The sequence below is a fragment of the Curtobacterium sp. MR_MD2014 genome (assembly GCF_000772085.1).
Classification (GTDB): Bacteria; Actinomycetota; Actinomycetes; order Actinomycetales; family Microbacteriaceae; genus Curtobacterium.
This window is the reverse complement of record NZ_CP009755.1, coordinates 3,118,279-3,143,944: the sequence shown is the minus strand read 5'-3', so window position 1 is coordinate 3,143,944 and position 25,666 is coordinate 3,118,279. Positions and strand designations below refer to the sequence as shown.

Genomic DNA, 25,666 nt, shown 5'->3' with positions numbered 1-25,666 from the left:
CCTCGGCCGCGCGCCGTCGGACCGGTCAGCGCTGCGCCGCGGGCCGCACGACGATCTCGTTGACGTCCACGTCGGGGCGCTCGGCCACGGCGTACTCCACGGCGCGGGCGATGGCGTCGGCGGAGACGGAGTCGGCGCGGTAGGCCTCCATCGCGGCGGCGGCCGTCGCGTCGGTGATCGTAGAGGCCAGCTCCGACTCGGTCACGCCCGGTGAGATCGTCGTCACCCGGATTCCTCGGGGCGACTCCAGGCGGAGGCCCTCGGTGATCGCCCGTGCCGCGTACTTCGTGCCGCAGTAGACGGCCGCCGTCTCCGTGACGCTGTGGGCACCGATCGACGCCATCGTCACGAAGTGGCCGGCGCCCTGCGCGAGCATCGTCGGGAGGGTCGCCGCGATGCTGTGCAGGAGCCCGCGCACGTTGACGTCGATCATCTGGTCCCACTGCTCGACGAGCCCGGAGGACAGGGGCGAGAGCGGCATCACGCCGGCGTTCGCGACCACCACGTCGATGCGCCCGAACCGTGCGGTGGCCGCGTCGGCGAACGCTTGTGTGGAGGCGAGGTCGGTGACGTCCGTCGGTACCGCCAGGGCCTGGCCGCCCGCGCCCTCGATCTCCGTCACGAGGGATTCGAGACGGTCGACCCGGCGAGCCCCCAGGACGACGGGGTGACCGGCCGAGGCGAGCCGGAGCGCGGTCGCCCTGCCGATACCGCTGGAGGCACCTGTGACGAGCACGATCTTCCGGCGTCGCAGCACCATGCCGCCGTGGTGCAGGACGTCGTCGCGGAAGTCGCCGTCCGCGGTGAAGCCGGTGTCGTCCCGGTACTCGACGTGGGCTCCGGCGACCTCGTAGCCGCCGGTGTACGCGGCCTCGCGGTCACCGCGGGCCTCGACGTACCGGCCTCCGGTGCGGAGCTCGTGACGGACGCGGCCGTCCTCCGTGACCCAGAGGCCGAGGTAGGGGTGGGGGGTGGTGGGAGTGTCGTCGTTCACGGAGCCAGCGTCCGTCTCGTGTGCAGGGCTTCCCGTGCCGGGTCGTTCCGGGGTGTGCCACGACCAGGGAGGCGGTCGCCGTCGGAACTACCCTGTCAGCGTGCCGTCGTCCTCTGCCGACCTTGCCCTGGGAGCGTACCTGCGGGCGATCCGCGGTCGTCTCTCCCCGGAGGCGCTCGGCCTGCCCTCCGGCGGGCTCCGCCGCGTGGCCGGCCTCCGGCGAGAGGAGGTGGCGGTGCTGGGTGGCCTCAGCGTCGACTACTACACGCGCCTCGAACAGGGGCGCGAGATCAGCCCCGGGTCGGCGGTACTCGACGGCATCGCCGACGGGCTCGAGCTGGAGGGCGACGAGCGCGACCACCTCTTCACCCTCGCCGGGCTCGTCCCGCCGCCGCGGCGGTCCCGCGCACCCGGCTCGGTCTCACCGGCTCTCGGTCAGCTCCTCGACTCGTGGTCCGCGCACCCGGCGTTCGTGATCGACCCGGCCCACGACGTCCTCGCAGCGAATGCCCTCGCCCGCGGCGTCCACGCCCCGTTCGCCCGGTTCGACAACCTCGTCCGGATGACCTTCACCGATCCGGTTGCTCGCGACTTCCACGTGGACTGGTCGAGGACCGCGGACTCGACCGTCGCCAGTCTGCGCGCCGCGACCGCCGAGCACGGAGCCGACCCCGGCCTCCTGGCGGTCGTGGCGGAGGTGCGTGGACGCAGCGACGAGTTCGAGGAACGCTGGAGTGCGCAGCGGGTGCAGCGGAAGGCCGTGACGACCAAGCGGTTCGTGCACGGGGAGGTCGGTGGGCTGGAGTTCGACGCGCACACCTTCGCCGTGCAGGGGTCGCCGGGGCTGCAGCTGGTCGTCTACGGCTGCGCCCCGGGGTCCGCGACAGCGCAGGCGCTCCCGCTGCTGGCGATCGGCGGGGCGGTCGTCCGCCGCTAGGCTGGTCACCGTGCTCGAACTGGTCGTCCTGATCTCCGGTACCGGCTCGAACCTCCGAGCCCTGCTCGAGGCGACGACCGACGCCGAGTACCCCGCCCGCGTGGTCGCGATCGGGGCCGACCGCGATGCCGAGGGCCTGGCGCTGGGCGAGGAGTTCGGGGTCCCGACCTTCTCGGTGCCGTTCTCCCGCTTCGCCTCGCGCGACGAGTGGGGCGCCGAGCTCGCCGCCCAGATCCGGCCGTGGTCGCCGGACCTCCTCGTGCTCTCCGGCCTGATGCGCCTGCTCCCGCACGCCGTCGTGTCCGAGTTCGCCCCCGCGATCATCAACACCCACCCCGCGTACCTGCCCGAGTTCCCCGGCGCACACGGGGTCCGTGACGCCCTGGCCGCCGGCGTCGACCAGACCGGCGCCAGCGTGATCCAGGTCGACGACGGCGTGGACACCGGCCCGATCCTGGCGCAGGAGCGGATCCCGGTGCTGCCGGACGACTCCGAGTCGACGCTGCACGACCGCATCAAGCCGGTCGAGCGCCGCCTGCTCATCCAGACCATCCTCGACATCGCCAACGGCACCACCGACCTGAAGGGCACCCCGAGCGCATGAGCGTGCACGCCGCCGACCCCAGCCTCTACCGCCACCGCGACGTCGTCCCCGTGCGGCGCGCGCTCATCTCGGTGAGCGACAAGTCCGGCCTGCTCGAGCTCGCCGGCGCCCTGGCCGACGCGGGCGTGGAGCTCGTCTCGACGGGCAGCACGGCGCAGACGATCCGCGACGCCGGGTACGCCGTCACCGACGTGTCGAGCGTGACCGGGTTCCCGGAGTCGCTGGACGGCCGCGTCAAGACCCTGCACCCTGCCGTGCACGCGGGGCTCCTCGCCGACCTGCGCCTCGAGTCGCACGAGCAGCAGCTCGCCGAGCTCGGCATCGCGGCGTTCGAGCTCGTCGTCGTCAACCTGTACCCCTTCGTCGAGACCGTCGCCTCGGGTGCCGAGGCCGCGACCGTGGTGGAGAACGTCGACATCGGCGGACCGGCGATGGTCCGCGCCTCGGCGAAGAACCACCCGAACGTCGCGATCGTCGTGTCGCCGTCGTCCTACGCCGAGGTCGTCGAGGCCGTCCGCGCCGGGGGCACCACGCTCGAACTCCGGAAGCGCCTCGCCGCCCAGGCCTTCGCCCACACGGCGTCCTACGACGCCGCCGTCGCGTCGTACTTCGCGACCGACGTCGTCGGGCAGGACGCGGCACACGTCGCCGCCCAGGCCGCCGCTCCCACGGTGACAGGCGACCTCGAGACGCCCGGCTCGTTCGACGAGACGCTCCGGCTCGAGGCCGGGCTGACCGCGACGCTCCGCTACGGCGAGAACGCGCACCAGGCCGCCGCGCTCTACACGACCTCCGGCGGAGCGGGCATCGCCCAGGCGACGCAGCTGCACGGCAAGGAGATGTCGTACAACAACTACGTCGACGCCGACGCCGCCGTCCGGGCCGCGTACGACTTCGACACCCCCGCCGTCGCGATCATCAAGCACGCCAACCCGTGCGGCATCGCCACCGCCCCGGCCGACGCGGTCGACCCGATCGCCTCGGCGCACGCCGCCGCGCACGCCTGCGACCCGCTGTCGGCCTTCGGCGGGGTCATCGCCGCGAACCGCCCGGTCACGAAGCAGATGGCCGAGACCGTGCGCGACATCTTCACCGAGGTCGTCGTGGCCCCGGCCTTCGACCCCGAGGCGCTCGAGATCCTCTCGCAGAAGAAGAACATCCGGCTCCTCACGCTGCCGGCGGACTTCGCGCTCGCGACCCGTGAGGTCAAGCAGGTCTCCGGCGGCTTCCTCGTGCAGGACGCCGACCGCTTCACCGCGTTCGACCAGTCCACCTGGACGCTGGTGTCCGGCGAGCCCGCCGACGCCGCGACCCTCGCCGACCTGGCGTTCGCGTGGAAGGCCAGCCGCGCCGTGAAGTCGAACGCCATCCTGCTCGCCGACCAGGGCGCGAGCGTCGGCGTCGGCATGGGTCAGGTCAACCGGGTGGACTCCTGCCACCTCGCGGTGGACCGCGCCGGGGAGCGTGCCCGTGGCAGCGTCGCGGCGTCGGACGCGTTCTTCCCGTTCGCCGACGGCCTGCAGGTCCTGCTCGACGCCGGTGTCCGTGCCGTCGCGCAGCCGGGCGGCAGCGTCCGTGACGACGAGGTCATCGCGGCGGCGCAGGCGGCCGGCGTGACCATGTACTTCACCGGCGAGCGTCACTTCTTCCACTGAGTCACCGAACACCGAACACCGGTCGCCGGACACCGTCACGCGCTCGGATCGACGGCGTCCAACAACGCCGAGACCATTGCGCAACACCTGCGACTGTGAATAGTCTGTAAGGCTCCGCACCGCACCGGACGATCGCAACCGGATCGGCCGTGCCCGCGGACACAACGGTGACGAAGACGACGACTGGAGTGACGATGGACGCGACGACCGGAACAGTGGCGACGGCTGCCCGGACGGGTCTCGTGTCCCTCGTGGGGACCACTCCCGCCCCGCGACCCCGGACCCGGACGGCACCGCCGCTCCGGTACCCGGGCGCGGCCGCCGTCTAGCCAGGCCCCTCCCACGGCCTCGCGCCCGACGACACCGTCGGCGAGCGCGGACCACCTGCTGAGAACCCGGGGACCCGTGTCCCCGGTGCCCTCCGGCCCGGTCGACGTCACGCGAGTGGCGGCGACGGCGCGCGACCACGCGCCCGGCCGACGACCACCGCACTGCCACGCCGCGCCTCCCGGCCGGACCGCCACCCACCGACGCGACCCGTCGGCGGGCCGGACGACCCGACCGAGCGGACGCCGCACGACGCACGAGGACGCAACCGCATGTCCACAACGCCCGACCAGGCGACCCCCTCCACCGACCGCCCCTCGACCCTGCGCGCCATCGGGCGCATCTGGCCCTACGTCAGGCCGTACCGCTGGCGACTGTTCGGCGGCATGGCCGCGGCGATGGGCGCCTCGCTCGTCGCCCTGGTGATCCCGTACGTGCTCCAGTGGCTCGTCGACGGACCGCTGTCCTCGCGCGACGCCGCGCTCATCTGGCCCGCCGGACTCGGCGTGCTCGCACTCGGCGCCCTCGAGGCCTTCTTCATCGCATCCCGCCGACGGCTCGTGATGCGCCCGTCGACGCGCATCGAGACGAGCATGCGCAACGCGCTCTACGCCAAGCTCCAGGACCTGCCGGTGGCCTTCCACGACCGCTGGGAGTCCGGGCAGCTGCTGTCCCGTTCGGTGTCCGACCTGTCGCTCATCCGCCGATGGCTGGCGTTCGGCGTCGTGCTGCTCGTGGTGAACATCGTCACGATCGCGGTCGGCTTCGTCGTGCTCTTCACCTTCGGGTGGCTGCTCGGACTGATCTTCCTCGTGGCGTCGATCCCGCTGTGGATCAACGGCCTGCTGTTCGAGCGGAAGTACTCCGTCGTCGCGCGGCGCAGCCAGGACCAGGTCGGCGACCTCGCCACGAGCGTCGAGCAGTCGGTGCACGGCATCCGCGTGCTCAAGGCGTTCGGCCGCGGTCGCTTCAAGCTCGACGAGTTCAGTGAGCAGGCCGAGGCGCTCCGCGGCACCGAGATCGAGAAGGCGAAGGCCATCGCGAGCATCTGGCTGTGGCTGCTGCTCGTGCCGGACGTCGCGTTCGCGCTGTGCCTGCTCGCCGGCATCTGGCTGGCGTCGCAGGGCGAGCTGACGGTCGGACAGCTGTTCGCGTTCTTCGCGACGGCGACCGTGCTGCGGTTCCCGATCGAGTCGATCGGGTTCTTCCTGTCGATGACGTTCGACACCCGGACCGCGGTCGACCGGTTCTTCGAGGTCATGGACTCCGAGAACACGATCCAGGACCCGGCGTCACCGAGGACCATCGACGAGCCGCACGGTGCGCTGTCGTTCAACGCCGTGCACTTCCGGTACCAGGACGCGACGGACGAGTACCCGGACCTGGTGGACGGCGTCGAGCTGCAGCTGCACCCGGGCGAGACCATGGCGCTCGTCGGCCTGACCGGCAGCGGCAAGACGACGCTGCTGTCCCTGGTGCCGCGGCTGTACGACGTGACCGGCGGCTCGATCACGATCGACGGCGTCGACGTCCGCGACCTCACCCGCGCGGACCTCCGTCGGCACGTCGGTGTCGCCTTCGAGGACGCCACGCTGTTCTCGACGAGCGTCCGCGACAACGTGCTGCTCGGCCGGCCCGACCTCGAGGGCGCCGAGGCCGAGCGCATCATGCGCGAGGCGCTCGACATCGCGCAGGCGTCCTTCGTCGACGACCTGCCCGAGGGTGTCGACACCCGCGTCGGCGAGGAGGGGCTGTCGCTCTCCGGCGGCCAGCGGCAGCGTCTGGCGCTCGCCCGCGCGATCGCCGCGCGGCCGTCGGTCCTGGTGCTCGACGACCCGCTGTCGGCGCTCGACGTCGACACCGAGGCGCGGGTCGAGGCCGGGCTCCGCCGCGTGCTGGCCGACACCACGTCGCTCATCGTCGCCCACCGCCCCTCGACCGTGACGCTCGCCGACCGGGTGGCGCTCATGGAGGGCGGACGCATCACCGCCGTCGGCACCCACTCGGAGCTGATGGCCACCAACGAGCACTACCGCTACGTCATCTCCTCGCTCGACGAGGACGACGCACCCGCCCGAGAGGAGGCGATGGCATGAGCCAGCAGGACCAGGTACCGCCCGTGGACACGGCAGCCGGGCCGGGAGGCCCCGATCCCGTCCTCGACGACGTCGCGGACACGAAGGCGGCCGGCCCCGTCACCGCCGCGGTCACCACGCTCGGCGTGCGCGGCGAGGAGCGCGAGGACTTCAGCAAGGCGGAGAGCAAGCGCCTGCGGCGTCGCTCCCTCGCCCTGCTCGGGTCGCTCGCGGCTCCGCTGAAGGCACGCCTCGTGCTGCTCGGCGTCGTCGTGGTGGTCTCCACCGCGGGGACCGTCGCGGGTCCCGCGCTCATCGCGTGGGGCATCGACAACGCCCTGCCCCGGGTGATGGACCAGAACGACTGGGTGCCGGCGTTCGGCGTCGTGGCGACGTACATCGTCGTCGCGGTGCTCGGCGCGGTCCTCACCGCCTGGTACACCGTGCTCGCGGCGCGGATCAGCCAGGCGATCCTGTTCGACCTGCGGAAGCGCGTGTTCCTGCACACCCAGCGGCTGTCGCTCGAGTTCCACGAGACGTACACGTCCGGCCGGATCATCTCCCGCCAGACGAGCGACCTGGACTCGATCCGCGAGCTGCTCGACTCCGGCCTGAACCAGCTCATCCAGGGCGTGCTCTACATGGTGTTCACGGGCATCGCGCTCGTGCTGCTCGACCCGACCTCCGGGCTCGTGCTCGCGGTGTCGCTCGTGCCGCTGTGGTTCCTGATCCGCTGGTTCCAGACGAACTCGCAGACCCTGTTCCGGGCCACCCGTGTGACCTCGGCGCGCGTCATCGTGCACTTCGTCGAGACCATGACCGGCATCCGGGCGGTGCAGGCGTTCCGGAAGGAGTCCCGCAACCGCGACGAGTACGGCGGCTACGTCGAGGACTACCGGGTGGCGAACACGAAGGTCTTCAACCTGTTCGGCACGTTCGACCCCGTGCTCGTCCTCATCGGCAACGCCACGCTCGCGGCCGTCGTCATCGTCGGCGGCTTCCGGATCGTGGGGGGCTCGCTCGAGGTCGGCGCGCTGCTCGCGGTCGCGCTGTACGCCAAGCGGTTCTTCGACCCGGCCCAGGAACTCGCGATGTTCTACAACGGGTACCAGTCGGCCTCGGCGGCGATGGAGAAGATCTCCGGCGTCCTCGAGGAACGCCCGTCGGTGCCCGACCCCGCGAAGCCCGTGCGGCTGCCGGACGCCACCGGCGCGATGGACTTCGACGACGTCGAGTTCGCGTACAACGCGGAGAAGGTCGTGCTCCCCGAGTTCGACCTGCACATCCCGGCGGGGCAGACCATCGCGCTCGTCGGGTCGACCGGTGCCGGGAAGTCGACGCTCGCGAAGCTCATGGCGCGGTTCTACGACCCGTCGAAGGGTTCCGTGCGGCTCGACGGCGTGGACCTGCGGGACATCGACCCGAAGGACATGCGCCGCGCGATCGTCATGGTCACGCAGGAGGCGTACCTGTTCTCCGGCTCCGTCGCGGACAACATCGCGCTCGGCAAGCCCGGGGCGACGCGGGACGAGATCGTGCGCGCGGCGAAGGCGGTCGGGGCGGACGCGTTCATCGAGGCCCTGCCCGACGGGTACGACACCGACGTGAACAAGCGCGGTGGCCGGGTGTCGGCCGGGCAGCGGCAGCTCCTGTCGTTCGCCCGGGCGTTCATCGCCGACCCGAAGGTGCTCATCCTCGACGAGGCCACGGCGTCGCTGGACATCCCGTCCGAGCGGCTCGTGCAGGAGGGCCTCGAGACCCTGCTCGCGGACCGCACCGCCGTGATCATCGCGCACCGCCTGTCGACCGTCGCGATCGCCCACCGGGTGCTCGTGATGGAGTACGGGCGGATCGTCGAGGACGGCACGCCGGACGACCTGATCGCGGGGACCGGGCGGTTCGCCCAGCTGCACGCCGCCTGGCGGGACTCGCTCGTCTGACGGACCGGGCTGCACGTGGTTTGCTGACTCCATGAGCAACGACAGCGTGCAGCCCGGCGGCGTCGCCCTGCGCGACCCCTTCTACGGGGCACCCTTCGCCGAGGCGGTCCGACGGTTCTGGCGGAAGTACACCGTGTTCACCGGACGGGCCTCCCGCTCCGAGGCCTGGTGGTGGTGGCTGACGTCGTTCGTGATCGGGCTCGTGCTCCAGCTCGTCCCGCAGGTGTTCACGCCCGGGACCCCGGTGCTCGAGAACCCGGTCGGCTCGTACCTGTTCGTGCTCTGGGGCCTGGCCACACTGATCGGGTCGCTCGCCCTCGGTGCCCGTCGGCTGCACGACGCGAACCTGTCCGGCTTCTGGCAGTTCCTGCACGTGGTCGTCGGCATCGGCTCGCTCGTGCTGCTGGTGATGTTCCTGCTGCCGCCGAACCCGAAGGGCTCGCGCTTCGACTGAGCGCTCAGAACGGGTCGTCGGCGTCCGTGGCGGGTGACCAGCGCGCACGACGCACGTCGATCCTCCAGGCCGACGAGCCCGACGCAGCCGACGACCGCTCAACGAGCGGCGTGCCCTCGGCACGGTAGTGCTCGAGGGCCCGCGCCTCGTGCCGGACGGGCGGCAGTCCGCCGGCGCGCACCACGCGCCACCACGGCAGATCGGCACCCTCGCGGGCCATCACCGTGCCGACGGCGCGAGCGGCCCGCGACCCGAGGACGGCGGCGACGTCGCCGTACGTCATGACGTGCCCAGCCGGGATCAGCCGGACCACCTCGGCGACCGCGGCCCCGAAGTCCGGCTCGGCCCCGGAGTCCGGCTCGGGTCCGGACTCGGCTCCGTCCACGCCCGGTCAGAGCGCGAGGACGGCGTAGTGGTCGCCGTACTGCGTCTCACGCACGACCTCGAACCCGAGGGCGCGGAAGAACGCCTCGGGGCCGCCGTGGCCGCCCGGCTCGTACACGACCGTGAGCCGCTCGAACCCGCGGCTCCGGGCCTCGTCCGCGAGACCGTGCACCGCGAAGCGGCCGACACCGCGGCCCTGCGCGTCGGCGGCGACGTTGACGCGCCAGATCGCGCTGCGGAGCTCTTCCTCGTTGTTGTCCTCGTCGAAGGTGCCGATGATCATCCCGACCACGCGGTCCCCGTCGAGCACCACGCGGGTCCACGCCGAGCTCGGCTTCACGTCGGACTCGGCGACGCCGTACGTCGTCGGCTGGACGAACTGCTCCTGCCCGGGCTTGAGCGTCAGCGAGTTGGCCGCGGCGGCGGTCGACGCGGAGAGGGCTTCGAGGCGGAGGTCCGTCATGCCGCTCAGGGTAGCGGTGCACCCCGTCCGGGTGCCAGGACGACGTGCGAAGCGTTGCAGCACCGTTGCGTGCGCACGGGCGGCGGTAGGGTCGCGGCATGGCGGAGCATCGGCGCGGGGCGAACCTGCCGTCGATCGGCGGCTTCAACCGCACCGTCGTGCTCGATGCCGTCCGCCGCTCGCCCGACGGGCTGAGCCGTGTGGAGCTCGCCGCGAGCACGGGCCTGAGCGCCCAGACGGTGTCGAACGTCACGCGCTTCCTGATCGAGGCCGGCATGATCGTCGAGTCCGGCACCGTGGTCGCCGGCCGTGGGAAGCCCCGGACGATCCTGCGGCTCGAGGCGACGAGCCGGTACGCGGTCGGTGTGCACGTCGACCCCGCGGTCGTGACGTACGTGCTCCTCGACCTCGCCGGCAGCGTGGTCGCCGAGACCACCACGTCGACGCCCTCCGCGGACGACCCCGCCGAGGTCGTCCGGACCATCGCGACCGCCGTCGACGGCCTCGTCGCGGACGCCGGTGTCGCGGCGGAGAGCGTGCTCGGCGTCGGCATCGCGAGCCCCGGGCCGATCGACGTCGACGCCGGCGTCGTGCTCGACCCGCCGTTCCTGCCCCGCTGGCGGGACGTGCCGCTGCGCGACGCGCTCGCCGAGGCGACCGGCTTCCCGGTGCTGCTCGAGAAGGACGTCACCGCGGCGGTCGTCGGCGAGATGTTCCTGGCGGGGGAGTCCTCGGCGCGGAACTTCGCCTTCGTCTACTTCGGGACGGGCTTCGGCGTCGGGCTCGTCGTCGACCACGAACCCGTCCGCGGTACCGGCTCGAACGCGGGCGACGCCGGGCACATCATGGTCGACCAGGGGGCGCTCGCGGGGACCCCCGACGGCTCCGGTCCGCGGGGTGAGGTCGGGGCCGCGGTCGCCCCGGCACGGCTGGTCGAGGTCGCGCGGGACCGCGGGCTCCGGCTGCCCGGCGCTGCTCGGGCGGACGACGTCACCGCCGTGCAGCGGGCCTGGGACTCCCTCGGCGAGGCGATCGCGTCCGGCGACGAGGTCGCCTCGGGACTCGCGGCCGACGCCGGGACCGTCATGGGCCGGGCCGTCGTGGTCATCGTCAACCTGCTCGACGTCGACCGCGTGGTCTTCGGTGGACCGTTCTGGTCGCGCATCGCCCCGGTCGCCCTGCCGGCGGCGCGGGCCGCGATCACGGGGTCGCCGCTGCTCGTCCCGAAGCACCCGATCGCGGTCGTGGACAGCGGGCGGGGTGCGGACGTGGCGGCCGTCGGCGCCGCGTGCCTCGTGCTCGACGCGGCGCTGTCACCGCGCGCGAGCGCGCTGCTCATCCGCCGCTGACCCGTCGACGCGGGTCGACAGGAGCGGCTGGCCGACGACCCGCCGGTGACCGCGTGCCGGACGGGAGGCCCCGGTCGGGCCCGCCCCGCGCCTCCCGTCCGGTCGTCCGTCGACCGGGAGGCACGGTGACGGTCCGCCCCGCGCCTCCCGTCCGACGATGGGCCGTCAGGCCGCGCCGAACACCCTCCGCCACGCCGCCGTGAGCGTGTCGTACTCCTCGTCCGTCAGGAGGTCGCGGACGCCGGTGGCGAGGACCGCCGAGCGGACCGCTTCCTCGGCCCCGGCGCGGTCGCGGAGGTGTGCACCGCCGTGCTTGACGGCCTTGCCGGCCTCCTGCGCCGCCTCGATCTCGTCGACGCGACCGGCCTCGCCGGCGGCGTCGAGTGCGTGCTTCCACGCGGCCAGCAGGTCGGCGTTCGTCACCATCCGGCCGTCGGCGCCGCCCTGGATCGCGAGCGAGGCGCTCGCCTCCGGCACCACGATCTGCTCGTCGGCCTTCCAGACGACGTCGAGCGCCTCGGCCTCCTCGGCGGTGATCTGCCCGGCACGCTCGATCATCGACTGCAGTGCGGTGTTGCTGGTGTCGTCCGTCACGGTTCCCTCTCCGACCGAACGCGCTCGCGTGGTCGCTCCCATCCTCCTGACGCCTGCTGGGAGGACGCGGCACCGGTCGTTCACCCGGCAGCCACCGGCCGGACGCCGGGATGCTGAACAGTCGTGCAGGTCCCCCTGACCTCCCCGAGAAGGATCCTGCATGCACACCCCCGCCCTGCGGCTCGGTGCCGGCCTCGCGACGGGCATCGCCCTCGCCGCCGGCGTGCTGACCGCGACCCCCGCCGTCGCCGCGGTCGGTGACGACGACCCGACCGTCGGCGCCCGCGTCACCACCGGCCCCGCCGCCGGGCTCGCGATCAACGAGGTGGAGTCGAACGCCGACGACACCGACTGGGTCGAGCTGGTGAACACCTCGTCCGCCGCGATCGACCTGAGCGGCTGGCGCTTCCTCGACTCCGACTCGTCGCACACGGCGTACACGCTGCCGCAGGGCTCGACGATCGCCGCCGGCGGGTACCTCGTCGTCGACCAGGAGACCACCACCCGGTCGGGCTTCGACTTCGGGCTCGGCGGTGCCGACTCGGTGCGGCTGTACGACGCCTCCGGCACGCTGACGCTGCGGTACGCGTGGACGACGCACGCCGCCGTGACGTACGGCAGCTGCCCGGACGGCTCCGGCACGCTCGTGGACACGACCGCGTCGACGAAGGGCGGACCGAACGACTGCTCGTCGCCCGTCCGCATCAACGAGGTCGAGTCGCAGGGCGGCACCCCGGGTGACTGGGTGGAGCTGACGAACGTCGGGACGACCACGGTCGACCTCGGCGGGTACGTGCTGCGGGACGGCGAGGACGACCACGCCTGGACGGTCCCCGCCGGCACCACCGTCGCGCCGGGCGGGTTCACCGTGCTCGACGAGGCGCAGGCCGGTGCGGACGCCGATACCGCTCCTGGGGCCGGGGCCGAGACCGGGACCGGGACCGGGGCCGGGGCCGGGTTCGGCTTCGGGCTCGGGAAGGCCGACCGTGTGCGGCTCTCGGACGCCCGCGGCGTCCTGGTCGACGAGTACTCGTGGACCGCGCACGCCGCGACCACGTACGGCCGGAACCCCGACGGCACCGGCGCGTTCGCCGAGACGGCCGAGCCGACGAAGGGCTCGACGAACCGCTTCGCCGGCGTCGTCACCGCCGAGGCGTGGCCCGGCGGCCCGGACGAGACCGTCCTGGACGCCGAGGACACCTTCACCGGTGACCTGAGCGGCCTCGACTGGACGTCCTCCGCCTCCTCGCAGGACGGGCAGCTCTGGGCCGTGCAGAACGGGGACGGGCTGCTGTACCACCTCGTCCCGGACGGCCGGGGCGGCTGGGCGCCGACGAACACCGCGGGCGTCGACCTGCGGTACGCCGACGGCACCGGGACGCCCGACGCCGAGGGCGTCACCGTCACGGCCGACGACCCCGGCGCGGTGTACGTGTCGACCGAGCGCGACAACGACGTGTCGAAGGTGAGCCGCCCCGCCGTGCTGCGCTTCGCGACCACGGACGGCTCCGAGTCGGTCCTGCGCGCCACGGACGAGTGGGACCTCGCCGCGGACTTCCCGGGCCTGGGCGCGAACGCCGGGCTCGAGGGCGTGACCTGGGTGCCCGACGCGTGGCTGACGTCCCGCGGGTTCGTCGACCAGCACACCGGTGCGACCTACGCGCCCGCCGCGTACCCGGGGCACGGCGAGGGACTCTTCCTCGTCGGCGTCGAGGGCACGGCGAGCGTGTACGCCTACGCGCTGATGGACGACGGCTCGTCCCAGCGCGTGGCCACGATCGCGGCGCCGTTCTCGCTCGTGGCCGAGGTGCAGTTCGACCCGACGCTCGACGCGCTCTGGGTCGTGTGCGACGAGGCGTGCTCCGGCCGCACCGCGCTGTTCGACGTGCAGGACGGGGCGTTCACGCTCGCGACGCTGTACGAGGCCCCGGCGAACGCCGACCGGACGCTCGCCAACGAGGGCTTCGCGATCTCGGGGCGCTGCGTGGACGGTGCTCGGGCGACCTTCTACGCCGACGACAACGACACGAACGGCGCTTCGCTGCGCGCCGGGACGTACCCGTGCGACGCGGTGGAGGAGCCGGGTGACGGCGACGGCGACGGCGGGGCGCCTGCGCCGGGTGACGGGGAGACACCTGCGCCCGGTGGCGGGGAGACGCCCGCGCCGGGTGACGGCGGCGACAGCACGCCGGCTCCGGGCACGGGTGGCAGCAGCCCGGCCCCGGTCCCGACGACTCCTGGCCCGACGACTCCTGGCCCGACGGCTCCGGGTCCGGCGGCGCCCGCGGCTCCGGTCGCGCCGGACGTCTCGGCGCTCGTCGACGGGAACCGTGCCTCGGTCTCCGCGCCGTCGAACGTCCGCGCGGGCAGCTCGCTGACGATCGACGTCGGAACGCGGTACGCCGGGCAGCGCGTCGCGGTCTGGCTGTTCTCCGAGCCACGACTCCTCGGGACGCCGGTCGTCGCCGCGGACGGCGCGGTGACGGTGGCCGTCCCCGCCGACGTCCCGGCAGGGCAGCACCGCATCGCGGTGGTCGCGTTCGACGGCACGGTACTCGGGTGGACCGGGATCACGATCGACCCCGCGACGGGGTCGCTCGCGTTCACCGGTGCCGAGCTGGGCGGTGGGATCGCCGCGGCGCTCCTGCTCCTGGCAGCCGGTGCGGGTGTCCTCGTGGCACGCCGTCGTCGGACGGTCGGCTCGCCGGCCTGACGCTGCACGACCCGACCGACGCCCCCGTCGTCCCACCGGACAGCGGGGGCGTCGGTGTCCCGCGCGGGGGCGTCGGTGCCTCCGCGATGGCGTCCCAGCGCCGCGATGGCGTCGGTGGCTCCGCGGTAGCGTCGGGGGATGCGCTCCGAGGTCCTCCGCTACACCGCCTTCGCCGCCGAGCCCGGGGGCGGCAACCCCGCGGGGATCGTGCTCGACGCCGAGGGGATGACCGACGACGAGATGCTCGCGGTCGCGCAGGAGGTGGCGTACCCGGAGACCGCCTTCGTGGTCGCGCGGACGCCGGACGGCGCCCGGGTGCGCTACTTCTCGCCGGCCGCCGAGGTCCCCTTCTGCGGACACGCCACCGTCGCCACCGCCGTCGTGCTCGCCGAGCGCGAGGGGACCGGGGCCCGGGTGTTCTCGACGGCCGCGGGGGACATCGCGGTCGACGCCACGACCGCACCCGACGGCAGTGTCCAGGTCGCGATGACGAGCGTCGAGCCGTCGACCCGTCCGATCGATCCCGTCCGGTGGGAGCGGCTCGCCGCCGTGCTCGGGCTCGTCGACGGTGACGTCGCCGAGGGGTTCCCCGTGCTCGAGTCCTCCGCCGGCAACCGGCACCCCGTGGTCGTGCTCGCCGACGTGGAGCTCTTCCACCAGTTCCGCTTCGACCCCGCCGCGCTCGCCGCACTCAAGCGGGAGTACGGGTGGGAGGGCACCGTCACCGTCCTGCACCGGACGGGTCCGCTCGAGTTCGAGGCGCGGAACCTCTTCCCCGCCGGCCGGATCACCGAGGACCCGGCGACGGGCTCGGCGGCGGCTTCGACCGGTGCGTACCTGCGCGCGGTCGGCGCGGTGTCGCCCGGGGCACGCGTGGTGATCCGGCAGGGTCGACACGTCGGGCGTCCGAGCGTGCTGCTCGTCGACGTGCCCGAGTCCGGCGGCATCACGGTGACCGGGGGCGCCACCCCCATCGCCTGACCCGGCGGCACCGCCCGCGCGCGACGCCGGGCGCCCGATCCTCCCCCTGACGCCCGCGATGCTCGGGCGCCCGTTCCTTCCCCTGACGCCCGCGATGCCTGGCGCTTCCGGGCGTACCTGGTCGTTCCGGCAGACCAGGTACGCCCGTTCCGACCAGGTACGCCCGTTCCGACCGGGCACGCGCGACAGCTTCGAGCCCGCGCGGACGCCGCGGGCCCCGGCGCGCACGGGATCACCCCGCGCCCGCGGGACCGTTGCCGACCCGTGACGGAAAGTGCTTGACACGAATAAGTCCATCCGTTGTACTAATCCTGCGCGCGGGTGACGGAGCCCGCGGACATCCCGTGCAAAGGAGCACCGATGAAACGCCGCACCCGAATCATCGCCGGACTCGCAGCCGTGGCAGCCGCCGCGGTCGGGCTGGCGGGTTGTTCCAGCTCGGGCTCTGCCTCGAGCGACACGATCAAGATCGCCTACCAGAAGTTCGGTGCCTTCCAGCAGCTCGACGCCCAGATGAAGGTCGTCAAGCAGGAGTACGAGAAGGCCAACCCCGGCAAGAAGGTCGAGCTCGTCCCGATCCAGGCGCAGGAGGACGACTACGCCACGAAGCTCGCCCTCATGAACCGCGCCCCCGCGACCGCTCCCGACGTCATCTACGAGGACACCTTCCGCATCAAGGCGGACGCCGACGCCGGGTACCTGCTGCCGATCGACCAGTACACGGAGAAGTGGGACGAGTGGGACCAGTTCTACGACAACGCCAAGCAGGCCGGCGAGGGCGAGGACGGCAAGATCTACGGCGTCCCGATGGGCACCGACACCCGCGCGCTCTGGTACAACAAGGACATCTTCGAGAAGGTCGGCCTGCCGGTCCCGTGGGAGCCGAAGACCTGGGACGACGTGCTCGCCGCGGCGAAGACCATCAAGGAGCAGGACCCGGACGTCATCCCGTTCAACATCTACTCCGGCAAGGCACAGGGCGAAGCCTCGACCATGCAGGGCTTCGAGATGCTGCTCTACGGCGCGGACGGTGACGGCAACACGCTCTACCAGGACGGCAAGTGGGTCGTCGGGTCGAAGCAGTTCGAGGACTCGCTGCAGTTCATCGAGGACGTCTACCAGGGTGACCTCGGCCCCACCCCGCAGCAGGCGCTCGACACGAACATCGGCACCACGATCACGCAGACGTGGCTGCCCGAGGGCAAGCTCGCCATCGACCTCGACGGCTCGTGGCAGTCGGGCACGTGGCTCGAGACGGGCACCGCTCCGTGGAAGGAGTGGAACGACGTGATGGGGCAGGCGCCCTTCCCGACCCAGAACGGCCAGGAGCCCGGGTACAACTCGATGTCCGGCGGGTGGACGCTCTCGGTCGGTGCGAAGTCGAAGGACCCGCAGGCCGCGTTCGACTTCATCACGATGTTCCTCGACAAGGACGGCTCCATCAAGTACGACGCCGAGAACAGCCAGATCGCCGTCCGCAAGGACGTCGCCGAGGACCCGGAGTACACCGGCGCCAACCCCACGTTCGAGTTCTTCTCCGGCTTGGTGGAGCACACCAACTTCCGCCCGGCGACGAGCGAGTACGCGCAGGTGTCGAACGCCATCCAGGTCGCGATGGAGTCCGTCATGACCGGCCAGCAGTCGCCGTCCGAGGCCGCAGCCGTCTACGACAAGGCCGTCGAGGGCGTCGTCGGCAAGGACGGCACCGTCGCTGCCGGTCAGTGACGTGACCGTCTGACGGACGGGAGGCGCGGATCACCCCGTGCACCGCGCCTCCCGTCCGACCCACCCCACCTTCGGAACCCCTCCGCACCCGGAAGGCATCCACGTGTCCAGCACCCCTCTCGCGCCGACGCTGTCGGCGCCCGGCGCGCCGAAGCGCACCGAACCACCCGTGCCGCGCAAGCGGCGGCCCCTCCGGAACGCGACGCGGGTCGTCCCGCTCCTGCCCGCCGTGGTCCTCCTCGTCATCTTCCTGCTCGGGCCGGTCATCTCGTCGTTCTACGGGTCGTTCACCAACGCGGCCCTGACCGGCGTCGACGCCGCGAACCAGCAGTTCGTCGGGTTCCAGAACTACGTCGAGCTGTTCCAGGACCCGGACTTCCCGAAGTCCGTCGTCCTGACGATCGTGTTCCTGCTCGCGTCCGCCGTCGTCGGGCAGAACGTGCTCGGTCTCGGTCTCGCGCTCCTCATGCGCAGCGCGAACAAGGTCGTCCGCGCGGTCGTCGGCACGTTCGTCGTCGCGGCATGGGTCCTGCCGGAGATCGTCGCCTCGTTCGCCGCGTACGCCTTCTTCCACGACGAGGGCACGCTCAACTCGTTCCTCGCCTCCATCGGGATCAGCGGGCCGAACTGGCTCTACACGTACCCGATGATCGCGGTCATCCTGGCGAACGTCTGGCGCGGTACCGCGTTCTCGATGCTCGTCTACTCGGCGGCCGTGCAGGAGGTCCCCGAGGAGATCACCGAGTCCGCCGAGGTCGACGGCGCCACCGGCTGGCAGCGCCTCGTCTACATCACGCTGCCGGTGATCCGTCGGTCCATCTCGACGAACCTCATGCTCACGACACTGCAGACGCTGTCGGTCTTCACCCTCATCTTCGTGATGACGGGCGGCGGACCCGGCACCAACTCGTCGACCCTGCCGATCCTGGCGTACCAGGAGGCGTTCCAGTTCTCGCAGCTCGGCTTCGGGACCGCGATCGCGACCATCCTGCTCGTGGTGGGGGCGGTCTTCTCGATCATCTACATCAAGGCACTGAAGCCGGAGGTGGACTGACCATGGCCCTCACCGCTGACCGTCCCGTGTCCGACACCACCCGGTCCGTCACCGCGCCGGGCGCCCTGCACATGACCTCTCCGCGGGGGCGCACCCTCCGCTGGGTGTCGAACATCGTCCTGCTCGTCATCGCCGTGTGCTTCGCGGTGCCGCTGCTCTGGCTCGTGCTCGCCTCCGTCGACGCCCAGGCCTCGCTGTCCGTGAAGATCCCGTCGCAGTTCACGCTCGACAACTTCACCCAGGTGCTCACCCCGGAGCTGTCGTTCATCCCGCTCGCGAACAGCCTGCTGCTCTCCGGCGGCACCGCGGTCGTGACGGTCGTCGCGGCGCTCCTCGCCGCGTACCCGCTGTCCCGGTACAAGATGCGGGTGAACAAGCCGTTCCTGTACAGCATCCTGTTCGGCACCGGCCTGCCCATCACCGCGATGATGGTGCCCGTCTACGCGCTGTTCGTGTCGCTCAACCTCATCGACAACATCTACGGCTGCATCTTCTTCCTCGCCGCCACGAGCCTGCCGATGGCGATCTGGATGGCGAAGAACTTCATGGACTCGGTGCCGATCTCGCTGGAGGAAGCGGCGTGGACGGACGGCGCCTCGATGTTCACCACGCTGACGCGCATCGTCGTGCCGCTCATGCGTCCGGGGATCGCCGTCGTGTTCATCTTCGTGTTCATCCAGGCGTGGGGGAACTTCTTCGTCCCCTTCGTCCTGCTGCTCTCGCCCGACAAGGTGCCCGCCGCGGTGAGCATCTTCAACTTCTTCGGGCAGAACGGGGCCGTCGCCTACGGGCAGCTCGCCGCGTTCTCGATCGTGTACTCCGTGCCGGTCATCGCCCTCTACGTGCTCGTGTCCCGCGGCCTCGGTGGGGGCAACGCCCTCGCCGGCGGCATCAAGGGCTGACCGCGCCCCACGCTCGCCGGGCACCACGCCCGACCGTCCCTGCTGGAAAGGAACCACCTCCATGCACCACGACGAACCCCTCGTCGAAGCTCGGATCGCCCGTCTCGTCCGGGACCGCATCGACCCCGCCGTGCACCGTCGCTCGGCGCCGGTCACCGTCGACGCCTGGCAGGTGCCGGACGAACCGGTGCCGTTCGCCGAGGCCGTCGCAGCCGAGTACACGCCGTTCCGCGTCGGTGACGCCTGGGGAGCGCGGCCGTGGGGGACCACCTGGTTCCGCGTCCGCGGCACCGTGCCGGACGACTTCGGCGTCGACCCCGGCACCACCGTCGAGCTCCGGGTGGACCTCGGCTTCTCGAAGCGGCAGCCCGGGTTCCAGGCCGAGGGGCTCGCCTGGCGCACCGACGGCTCCACGATCAAGGGCATCGAACCGCGGAACGACACCGTGCCCGTCGAGGTCGGCCCCGGCGGCACGTTCGAGGTCTACGTCGAGGCCGCCGCGAACCCGGACATCGGCGGCGACGACTTCCAGGGGGCGACCCCGCTCGGCTCGAAGACCACCGCCGGCACCGAGCCGATCTACCGCCTGCGCGCGCTCGAGCTCGTCGAGCGCGACGACACCGTGTGGGAGCTGCAGCAGGACGTCTGGGTGCTCCGCGGACTCATGGCCGAGCTGCCGACCGACGGCACCCGGGGCGCGGACATCCTGCGCGGGCTCGAACGTGCGGCGGACGCCCTCGACCCCGACGACGTCGCCGGCAGCGCTGCCGCGACCCGCGAGGTGCTCGCGCCGCTGCTCGCCGTGGGGGCGGCCGGGTCCGCCGGGCGCGCCGTCGCCGTCGGGCACGCCCACATCGACTCCGCCTGGCTCTGGCCCGTCCGCGAGACGATCCGCAAGTGCGCGCGCACGTTCTCGAACGTGCTCGACCTGATGGACCAGGACCCCGACTTCACCTTCGCCTGCTCGTCGGCGCAGCAGTACGCCTGGATCCGTGACGGCTACCCGTCGATCTGGGCGCGCATCAAGCAGCGCGTCGCCGAGGGGCGGTGGATCCCGGTCGGGGGCATGTGGGTCGAGTCGGACACGAACCTGCCCGGCGGTGAGGCCCTGGCCCGCCAGTTCGTCGCGGGCAAGCGGCTCTTCCTCGAGGAGTTCGGCATCGACACCCCCGAGGCCTGGCTGCCCGACTCGTTCGGCTACACCGGAGCCCTGCCGCAGATCGTCCGCGCCGCCGGGTCGAAGTGGTTCGTCACGCAGAAGCCCTCGTGGAACGAGACGAACGTCATCCCGCACACGTCCTTCCACTGGGAGGGCATCGACGGCTCGCGCGTCCTGACGCACCTGCCCCCGGCGGACACCTACAACTCGGACGTCTCGGCGGCCGACCTGCACCGCGGCGAGCGCGGGAACAAGGAGCGCGGCGTCGCGAACACGTCGATGCTGCTCTACGGGTTCGGCGACGGCGGCGGCGGACCCACCCGCGAGATGGTCGCGGCAGCACGGCGCCAGCACGACCTCGACGGCTCGCCCCGGGTCGACCTCGGCACCCCCGCCCAGGTCTTCGAGGAGCTCGAGCGCGTCCTGCCGGAGCCCGCCGTGTGGTCGGGGGAGATGTACCTCGAGTTCCACCGCGGCACCTACACGTCGCAGATCCGCACGAAGCAGGGCAACCGGCGCTCCGAGCACCTGCTCCGCGAGGCCGAGCTCTGGGCGGCCACCGCGGCCGTGCGACTCGGTGCGGAGTACCCGTACGACGAGCTCGAGTCCGTCTGGCACACCGTGCTCCTGCAGCAGTTCCACGACATCCTGCCGGGGTCGTCGATCGCCTGGGTGTACGAGAACGCCGAGGCCGAGTACGCGCGGGTGGCGGAGGTGCTCGAGGACCTCATCGGTGCCTCGACGACCGCGCTCGCGAGCGGTGGTGCGCCGGCGCTCGCCGGGGTCGGGGCGTCGGCGACCGCCTTCGCCGGGGACGGTGGGGCGCCGCTCGACGCTCCGCGTGGTCCGGGTGCCGCCGGGACCGGGGGCAGCGCCGAGGGCGGGACGGTCGTGCGCTTCAACGCCTCGCCGGTCGCAGCGGGCGGGGTGACCGCCCTGGGTGGTTCCGCCGCGTCGGCGACGGAGGCCGTGCCTCCCGTCCGGAGCGGTGACTGCTTCGTCCTCGACACCGGTGTCGTCACCGCGACCGTCGACGCGGAGGGCCACGTCGTGTCGTTCGTCGACCACGCGACCGGACGCGACGCGATCGCGCCCGGCGCTGCCGCCGCGCAGTACACGGTGTTCCGCGACACCCCGAACCAGTGGGAGGCGTGGGACATCGACCGCGCCTACCAGCGCAGCGGGACCGTGCTGGCGGCGGCCTCCGTCGAGGTGGTCGGCGATGCGCTCGTCGTGACGCGCCCCTTCGGCTCGTCGTCGGTGACCACCCGGTACTCGGCCGTCGCCGGGCAGCCGGAGCTGCACGTCGAGACCGAGGTCGAGTGGCACGAGCAGCAGAAGCTCCTCAAGCTCGCGTTCCCGCTCGACGTCCGGGCGTCCGTCGCGTCGAGCGAGATCCAGTTCGGGCACATCGACCGGCCGACGCACCAGAACACCTCGTGGGACATGGCGCGCTTCGAGACCGCCGCGCACCGGTGGGTGCACGTCGCCGAGCCCGGCTTCGGGGTCGCGGTGGCGAACGACTCCACGTACGGGCACGACATCACCCGCTCGACCCGGGCCGACGGCGGGACGACGACGCTGGTGCGGGAGTCCCTGCTGCGCGCGCCGACGTTCCCGGACCCGCACGCCGACCAGGGGCACCACGTCTTCCGGACGGTGCTGCGCGTCGGGGAGTCCGTGCTCGACGCGGCGGACTCCGGGTACCGGCTCAACCTGCCGGTGCGGTCCGTGCCGGGGTCGGGGTCGGCCGACGTGTCGCCGCTGGTCGTCGTGTCCTCGCCCCAGGTGCTCGTCGAGGCCGTGAAGCTCGCCGAGGACCGCTCCGGCGACGTCGTCGTGCGGCTCTACGAGGCCTCGGGCGGTCGGGCGTCGGACGTCGGGGTGTCGTTCGGGTTCGACGTCGCTTCGGTGGAGGCCGTGGACCTGCTCGAGCGGCCGCTCGGCTCGGGGACGTGGGCGGCCGGGGAACCCGTCGTGCTCACCCTGCGCCCGTTCGAGATCGTCACGCTGCGGGTGCGGCGGGCCTGAGGCCACGCCGACCCCGTGGCAGCGGGGCGGCGGCGTCGGGCCCGTGGCAGCGGGGCCGGCGGCGCTGGGCCCGAGGCAGCGGGGCGGCGGAGAGACAGCGGCGCCGGGGGAGCACGGGTGCGTTCCCCCGGCGCCGCGTCGCGCGCGCCGGGCTGTGCCGCGCTGGCCCGGGGCGCTACGCCCCGCTCCGCCCCCGCTCCGCCCCCGCTCCGCCCCCGCCCCGCGGAATCGGGCATACCTGGTCGATCCGGGCGTACCTGGTCTTCCGTTCCGACCAGGTACGCCCGGAAACGCTTGGTACCGCACCTGTTCTGGGAAGGAACGAGCGTCCTGCACAGGGCGACCGGACTGGAGGCTCGTCCACAGTTGCCACGATCGGCACCCGTCGGCGCGTGGAGACCGGGCACGATCGCGGCATGGAACGTCCACTCCCCATCCTCCGTGCGGGACCGGCACGCGAGATCGCGTGTGACCCGACGACCCTGCGCCGCCGCGCACGATCGAGCGGCGCTGACCGGTTGATCCGCGTCGGCCCGAACGCCTACGTCGAGGGCGCCCGCTGGGACGCTGCGGGGCCTCGGCAGCGCTACGTGACCCGTGTCCATGCACGGCTCGGGCGGATCGGTACCGCGGCGGTCGCCTCGCACGTGTCGGCGGCTGCGGTCCTCGGGCTCCCGGCCCTGGGCGGCTGGCAGGTCCCCGTGCACGCGACCGTGCCCGAGACGATGTACCGCGGGCGGACGCGGGACCTCGTCCTGCACACGCGTCCCGTTCGTGGCGACGAGCTACTGGCGGCCGACGGGATCCGGGTGACGACCGTGCCCCGCACCGTCGTCGACATCGCGATGCAGGACGACCTGCGCACCGCGGTGGTCGTGGCGGACGCTGCGGTGCGAGCCGGGACCGGAGCGGCGGAGCTCCTGGCGGCGGTCGACCCCCGAGCACGCGGGCACCGTCGAGCGGAGCACGTGCTCGGCCTCGCAGACGGGCGCGCCGGATCGGTCGCCGAGTCCTTCGCGCGGGTGGTGTTCCTCGAGCTCGGGCTGCCAGGGCCGGTCCTGCAGCAGGAGTTCGTGGTCGGCGGGAGACGGTTCACGGTGGACTTCTGGTTCCCGGACCAGGGTGTGGTCGTCGAGATCGACGGTCGAGCGAAGTACACGCAGGAGCGGTACCTCGCGGGTCGGAGCCCCACCGAGGTGTTCCTCGACGAGAAACGGCGGCACGAGCAGTTGCTGACCGTGCCCGGCGTGCGGACGATCGTCCGGCTCGAGTGGCGCGACCTGTTCGACCCCGACGGGCTGGTCCGACGCTTCCGAGCCGCGGGACTGCCGTGCCCGGTCCGACCGTCGAGGAGCGCACGGCCCGGGGCGGCCTGACCCGGCAGGCACGCGCATCGAGGAGCGCACGGCCCGGAGCGGCTTGATCTGCAGGCACGCGCGCAGCGGCCCGAGCGCGCCGCAGCCCGACGACGACGTGGCCGGGAGCCGACCCAGGGGCCCGCGGTTAGCGTCGCGCCCATGGCTGTCACCGAGATCTGGCTCGTCCGGCACGGGGAGTCGACCGCGAACGTCGCCGCCGCCAGAGCCGAAGCCGAGGGCGCGGACGTCATCGAGGTCGACCACCGCGACGCCGACGTCCCGCTCAGTCCGTTGGGGGAGGAACAGTCCCGAGCGCTCGGGCAGGAGCTCGCCGACCGCGGCGTCGACGACGTCCCGGTCGCCCTCTGGGTCTCGCCGTACCGCCGGGCGCAGCAGACGATCGGCATCGCGCTCGAGGCCGGCGGGCTGACCGAGCCGCCGAAGCGCGTCGACGAGCGGCTCCGCGACCGGGAGCTCGGCGTCCTCGACCTGCTCACCCGTGACGGCGTGCGGAACCGGTACCCGGACGAGGAACGCCGACGAGAGTGGCTCGGCAAGTACTACCACCGTCCCGCCGGCGGGGAGTCCTGGGCGGACGTGATGCTCCGCCTCCGCACCGTGCTGACGGACGTCGACCGGCTCGAGGGCACCGAACGACTGCTCGTCGCCGCGCACGACGCCGTGGTGATGCTCGCCGTCGCCGTCTGCCTCGACCTCGACGAACACGCCCTCATGGCGTTCGCCGAGGACCACACGGTCGCGAACGCCTCCCTGACACGACTGCACCGCGACGGGCCCGGTGCCCCCTGGACGCTCGAGGAGTTCTCCGCCGTCGGGCACCTCGACGACGACGAGGTCACCGAGCACAGTGGCCGGAAGGACGACGCCCGTGTCGACTGACCAGGAGCCTGCAGCACCGCAGCACATCACGCCGAACGTCCTCCGCGAGTGGGCGCTGCCCGACCCCGGCGCCGGCAAGTACGGCCGGGGACAGGTCCTCGTCGTCGGCGGCGCCGCCCACACCCCGGGTGCCGCCATGCTGTCGGCGCTCGCCGCACTGCGGGTCGGAGCAGGCCGACTGTCCCTGGCGGTCGGGTCGAGCGTGGCGAACCAGGTCGCGGTCGCCGTGCCCGAGTCGGGCGTGGTCCCGCTCGCCGAGGACGACGGCGGACACGTCGCCGTCGGCGCGATCGATGCCGTGCTCGACACGGCCGGTGCTGCCGACGCGGTGCTGGTCGGTCCCGGGCTGGACGAACCGGACGGTGCTCGGGACCTCGTCGCGGGCATCGCGGACGCGGTCGGTCCGGACACCTTCGTCGTGCTGGACGCCTTCGCGCTCGGCGTCGCGGCGGACGTCGAGGACCGGCTCAGGCCGTTGCGCGGTCGTCTCGTCCTCACGCCGAACAGCGGCGAGGCCGAGCGGCTGCTGGGTCGGGACTGCGGGGACGACGACGTCGCCGACGCCCGGGAGATCGCCGAGCGGTACGGCGCCGTGGTCGCGCTGTCCGACGTCATCGCGGCTCCGGACGGCCGTGCCTGGGTGAAGGGCACCGGCTCCGGCGGACTCGGCACCAGCGGCAGCGGTGACGTGTTGTCGGGTGTGGTGGTCGGATTGCTCGCCCGCGGCGCCGAGCCGGCACAGGCCGTCGCCTGGGCGTCGTACGTGCACGCCGCCGCGGGTGACCGCCTCGCCGTGCAGGTCGGGCCACTGGGCTACCTCGCCAGCGAACTGTTGACCGAGATCCCGCGGGTCCTGGTCGAGCTCGGCGGCTGACGACGGCGCTCGTTCCTTCCCAGAACGACTGCGATACCTGGTCAGAACGGGTGTCCCTGGTGGAACCGAACGACCAGGTACGCCCGGTTCTACCAGGTACGCCCGATCGCGCCCGGCGAAGCCACGGCCACAGCCACGGTTACAGCCACGGCCAGGGCCAGACCTAGCGCCACGGCCAGGGCCAGGGCCACCG

At 72.6% G+C, this 25,666-nt stretch carries 20 protein-coding genes; 16 read left to right on the top strand and 4 right to left on the bottom strand.

Going from position 1 to position 25,666, the window contains the following annotated elements; translation table 11 throughout:
- Positions 1-25: 25 nt before the first annotated feature.
- Positions 26-994: an SDR family NAD(P)-dependent oxidoreductase gene (locus NI26_RS14530; protein WP_081985116.1), complete on the bottom strand. Its 969-nt coding sequence runs from the start codon at positions 992-994 to the stop codon at positions 26-28.
- 100 nt (positions 995-1,094) lie between these two features.
- Between NI26_RS14530 and NI26_RS14525 the strand changes: the two genes are divergently transcribed.
- The 6 genes from NI26_RS14525 (at position 1,095) to NI26_RS14500 (ending at position 8,986) form a co-directional block, all read left to right on the top strand.
- Complete coding sequence (locus NI26_RS14525; RefSeq protein WP_066656850.1) at positions 1,095-1,931, top strand: helix-turn-helix transcriptional regulator; 837 nt, start codon at positions 1,095-1,097, stop codon at positions 1,929-1,931.
- A 10-nt stretch (positions 1,932-1,941) separates the two neighbouring features.
- Positions 1,942-2,535, top strand: coding sequence for a phosphoribosylglycinamide formyltransferase (purN, locus tag NI26_RS14520; RefSeq protein ID WP_066656848.1), 594 nt, complete (start codon positions 1,942-1,944; stop codon positions 2,533-2,535).
- Positions 2,532-4,190 carry a bifunctional phosphoribosylaminoimidazolecarboxamide formyltransferase/IMP cyclohydrolase gene (purH, locus tag NI26_RS14515; protein WP_066656846.1) on the top strand — a complete coding sequence of 553 codons (1,659 nt, stop codon included), beginning with the start codon at positions 2,532-2,534 and terminating at the stop codon, positions 4,188-4,190. The genes purN and purH overlap by 4 nt, the downstream gene beginning before the upstream one ends.
- A gap of 599 nt (positions 4,191-4,789) precedes the next feature.
- The gene (locus NI26_RS14510) at positions 4,790-6,613 is read left to right on the top strand and encodes an ABC transporter ATP-binding protein (protein WP_066656843.1); all 1,824 of its coding nucleotides are present in this window, start codon (positions 4,790-4,792) and stop codon (positions 6,611-6,613) included.
- Positions 6,610-8,532, top strand: a complete 1,923-nt coding sequence (locus tag NI26_RS14505) for an ABC transporter ATP-binding protein (protein ID WP_235426390.1) — start codon at positions 6,610-6,612, stop codon at positions 8,530-8,532. Before NI26_RS14510 ends, NI26_RS14505 begins: the two co-directional genes overlap by 4 nt.
- A 31-nt stretch (positions 8,533-8,563) precedes the next feature.
- Entirely contained in the window at positions 8,564-8,986 is a 423-nt protein-coding gene (locus tag NI26_RS14500) for a DUF805 domain-containing protein (protein WP_066656841.1), read from the top strand.
- 4 nt (positions 8,987-8,990) lie between these two features.
- Here the strand turns inward: NI26_RS14500 and NI26_RS14495 are convergent, their stop codons facing one another.
- Together NI26_RS14495 and NI26_RS14490 are read right to left on the bottom strand one after the other, a co-directional pair.
- On the bottom strand, positions 8,991-9,371 hold the full coding sequence (locus NI26_RS14495) for an MGMT family protein (protein ID WP_066656839.1): 381 nt from the start codon (positions 9,369-9,371) through the stop codon (positions 8,991-8,993).
- A 6-nt stretch (positions 9,372-9,377) separates the two neighbouring features.
- Positions 9,378-9,833, bottom strand: coding sequence for a GNAT family N-acetyltransferase (locus NI26_RS14490; RefSeq protein ID WP_066656837.1), 456 nt, complete (start codon positions 9,831-9,833; stop codon positions 9,378-9,380).
- A gap of 98 nt (positions 9,834-9,931) precedes the next feature.
- On the opposite strand from NI26_RS14490, the gene NI26_RS14485 reads away from it, so the two are divergent.
- Positions 9,932-11,182 carry an ROK family transcriptional regulator gene (locus NI26_RS14485; RefSeq protein WP_066656834.1) on the top strand — a complete coding sequence of 417 codons (1,251 nt, stop codon included), beginning with the start codon at positions 9,932-9,934 and terminating at the stop codon, positions 11,180-11,182.
- 165 nt (positions 11,183-11,347) lie between these two features.
- On the opposite strand, the gene NI26_RS14480 is transcribed toward NI26_RS14485, so the two are convergent.
- Complete coding sequence (locus NI26_RS14480; protein WP_144411386.1) at positions 11,348-11,776, bottom strand: hypothetical protein; 429 nt, start codon at positions 11,774-11,776, stop codon at positions 11,348-11,350.
- A gap of 160 nt (positions 11,777-11,936) precedes the next feature.
- Between NI26_RS14480 and NI26_RS14475 the strand changes: the two genes are divergently transcribed.
- The 9 genes from NI26_RS14475 (at position 11,937) to NI26_RS14435 (ending at position 25,473) form a co-directional block, all read left to right on the top strand.
- Positions 11,937-14,489, top strand: a complete 2,553-nt coding sequence (locus tag NI26_RS14475; protein WP_066656829.1) for a lamin tail domain-containing protein — start codon at positions 11,937-11,939, stop codon at positions 14,487-14,489.
- A 138-nt stretch (positions 14,490-14,627) separates the two neighbouring features.
- Complete coding sequence (locus NI26_RS14470) at positions 14,628-15,470, top strand: PhzF family phenazine biosynthesis protein (protein WP_066656827.1); 843 nt, start codon at positions 14,628-14,630, stop codon at positions 15,468-15,470.
- A 360-nt stretch (positions 15,471-15,830) separates the two neighbouring features.
- A complete protein-coding gene (locus NI26_RS14465; protein WP_066656825.1) occupies positions 15,831-17,195 on the top strand; it encodes an extracellular solute-binding protein in 1,365 nt (454 codons plus the stop codon).
- Between the two features lie 103 nt (positions 17,196-17,298).
- A complete protein-coding gene (locus tag NI26_RS14460) occupies positions 17,299-18,249 on the top strand; it encodes a carbohydrate ABC transporter permease (protein ID WP_081985112.1) in 951 nt (316 codons plus the stop codon).
- A gap of 2 nt (positions 18,250-18,251) precedes the next feature.
- Entirely contained in the window at positions 18,252-19,151 is a 900-nt protein-coding gene (locus NI26_RS14455) for a carbohydrate ABC transporter permease (RefSeq protein ID WP_081985110.1), read from the top strand.
- A 61-nt stretch (positions 19,152-19,212) separates the two neighbouring features.
- Complete coding sequence (locus tag NI26_RS14450; RefSeq protein ID WP_066656823.1) at positions 19,213-22,341, top strand: alpha-mannosidase; 3,129 nt, start codon at positions 19,213-19,215, stop codon at positions 22,339-22,341.
- 416 nt (positions 22,342-22,757) lie between these two features.
- Positions 22,758-23,717: a hypothetical protein gene (locus tag NI26_RS14445; protein WP_066656821.1), complete on the top strand. Its 960-nt coding sequence runs from the start codon at positions 22,758-22,760 to the stop codon at positions 23,715-23,717.
- Positions 23,718-23,858: 141 nt separating this feature from the next.
- Positions 23,859-24,599, top strand: coding sequence for a histidine phosphatase family protein (locus NI26_RS14440; protein ID WP_066656819.1), 741 nt, complete (start codon positions 23,859-23,861; stop codon positions 24,597-24,599).
- The gene (locus NI26_RS14435; RefSeq protein ID WP_066656817.1) at positions 24,589-25,473 is read left to right on the top strand and encodes an NAD(P)H-hydrate dehydratase; all 885 of its coding nucleotides are present in this window, start codon (positions 24,589-24,591) and stop codon (positions 25,471-25,473) included. The genes NI26_RS14440 and NI26_RS14435 overlap by 11 nt, the downstream gene beginning before the upstream one ends.
- The last annotated feature ends 193 nt before the right edge of the window (positions 25,474-25,666 follow it).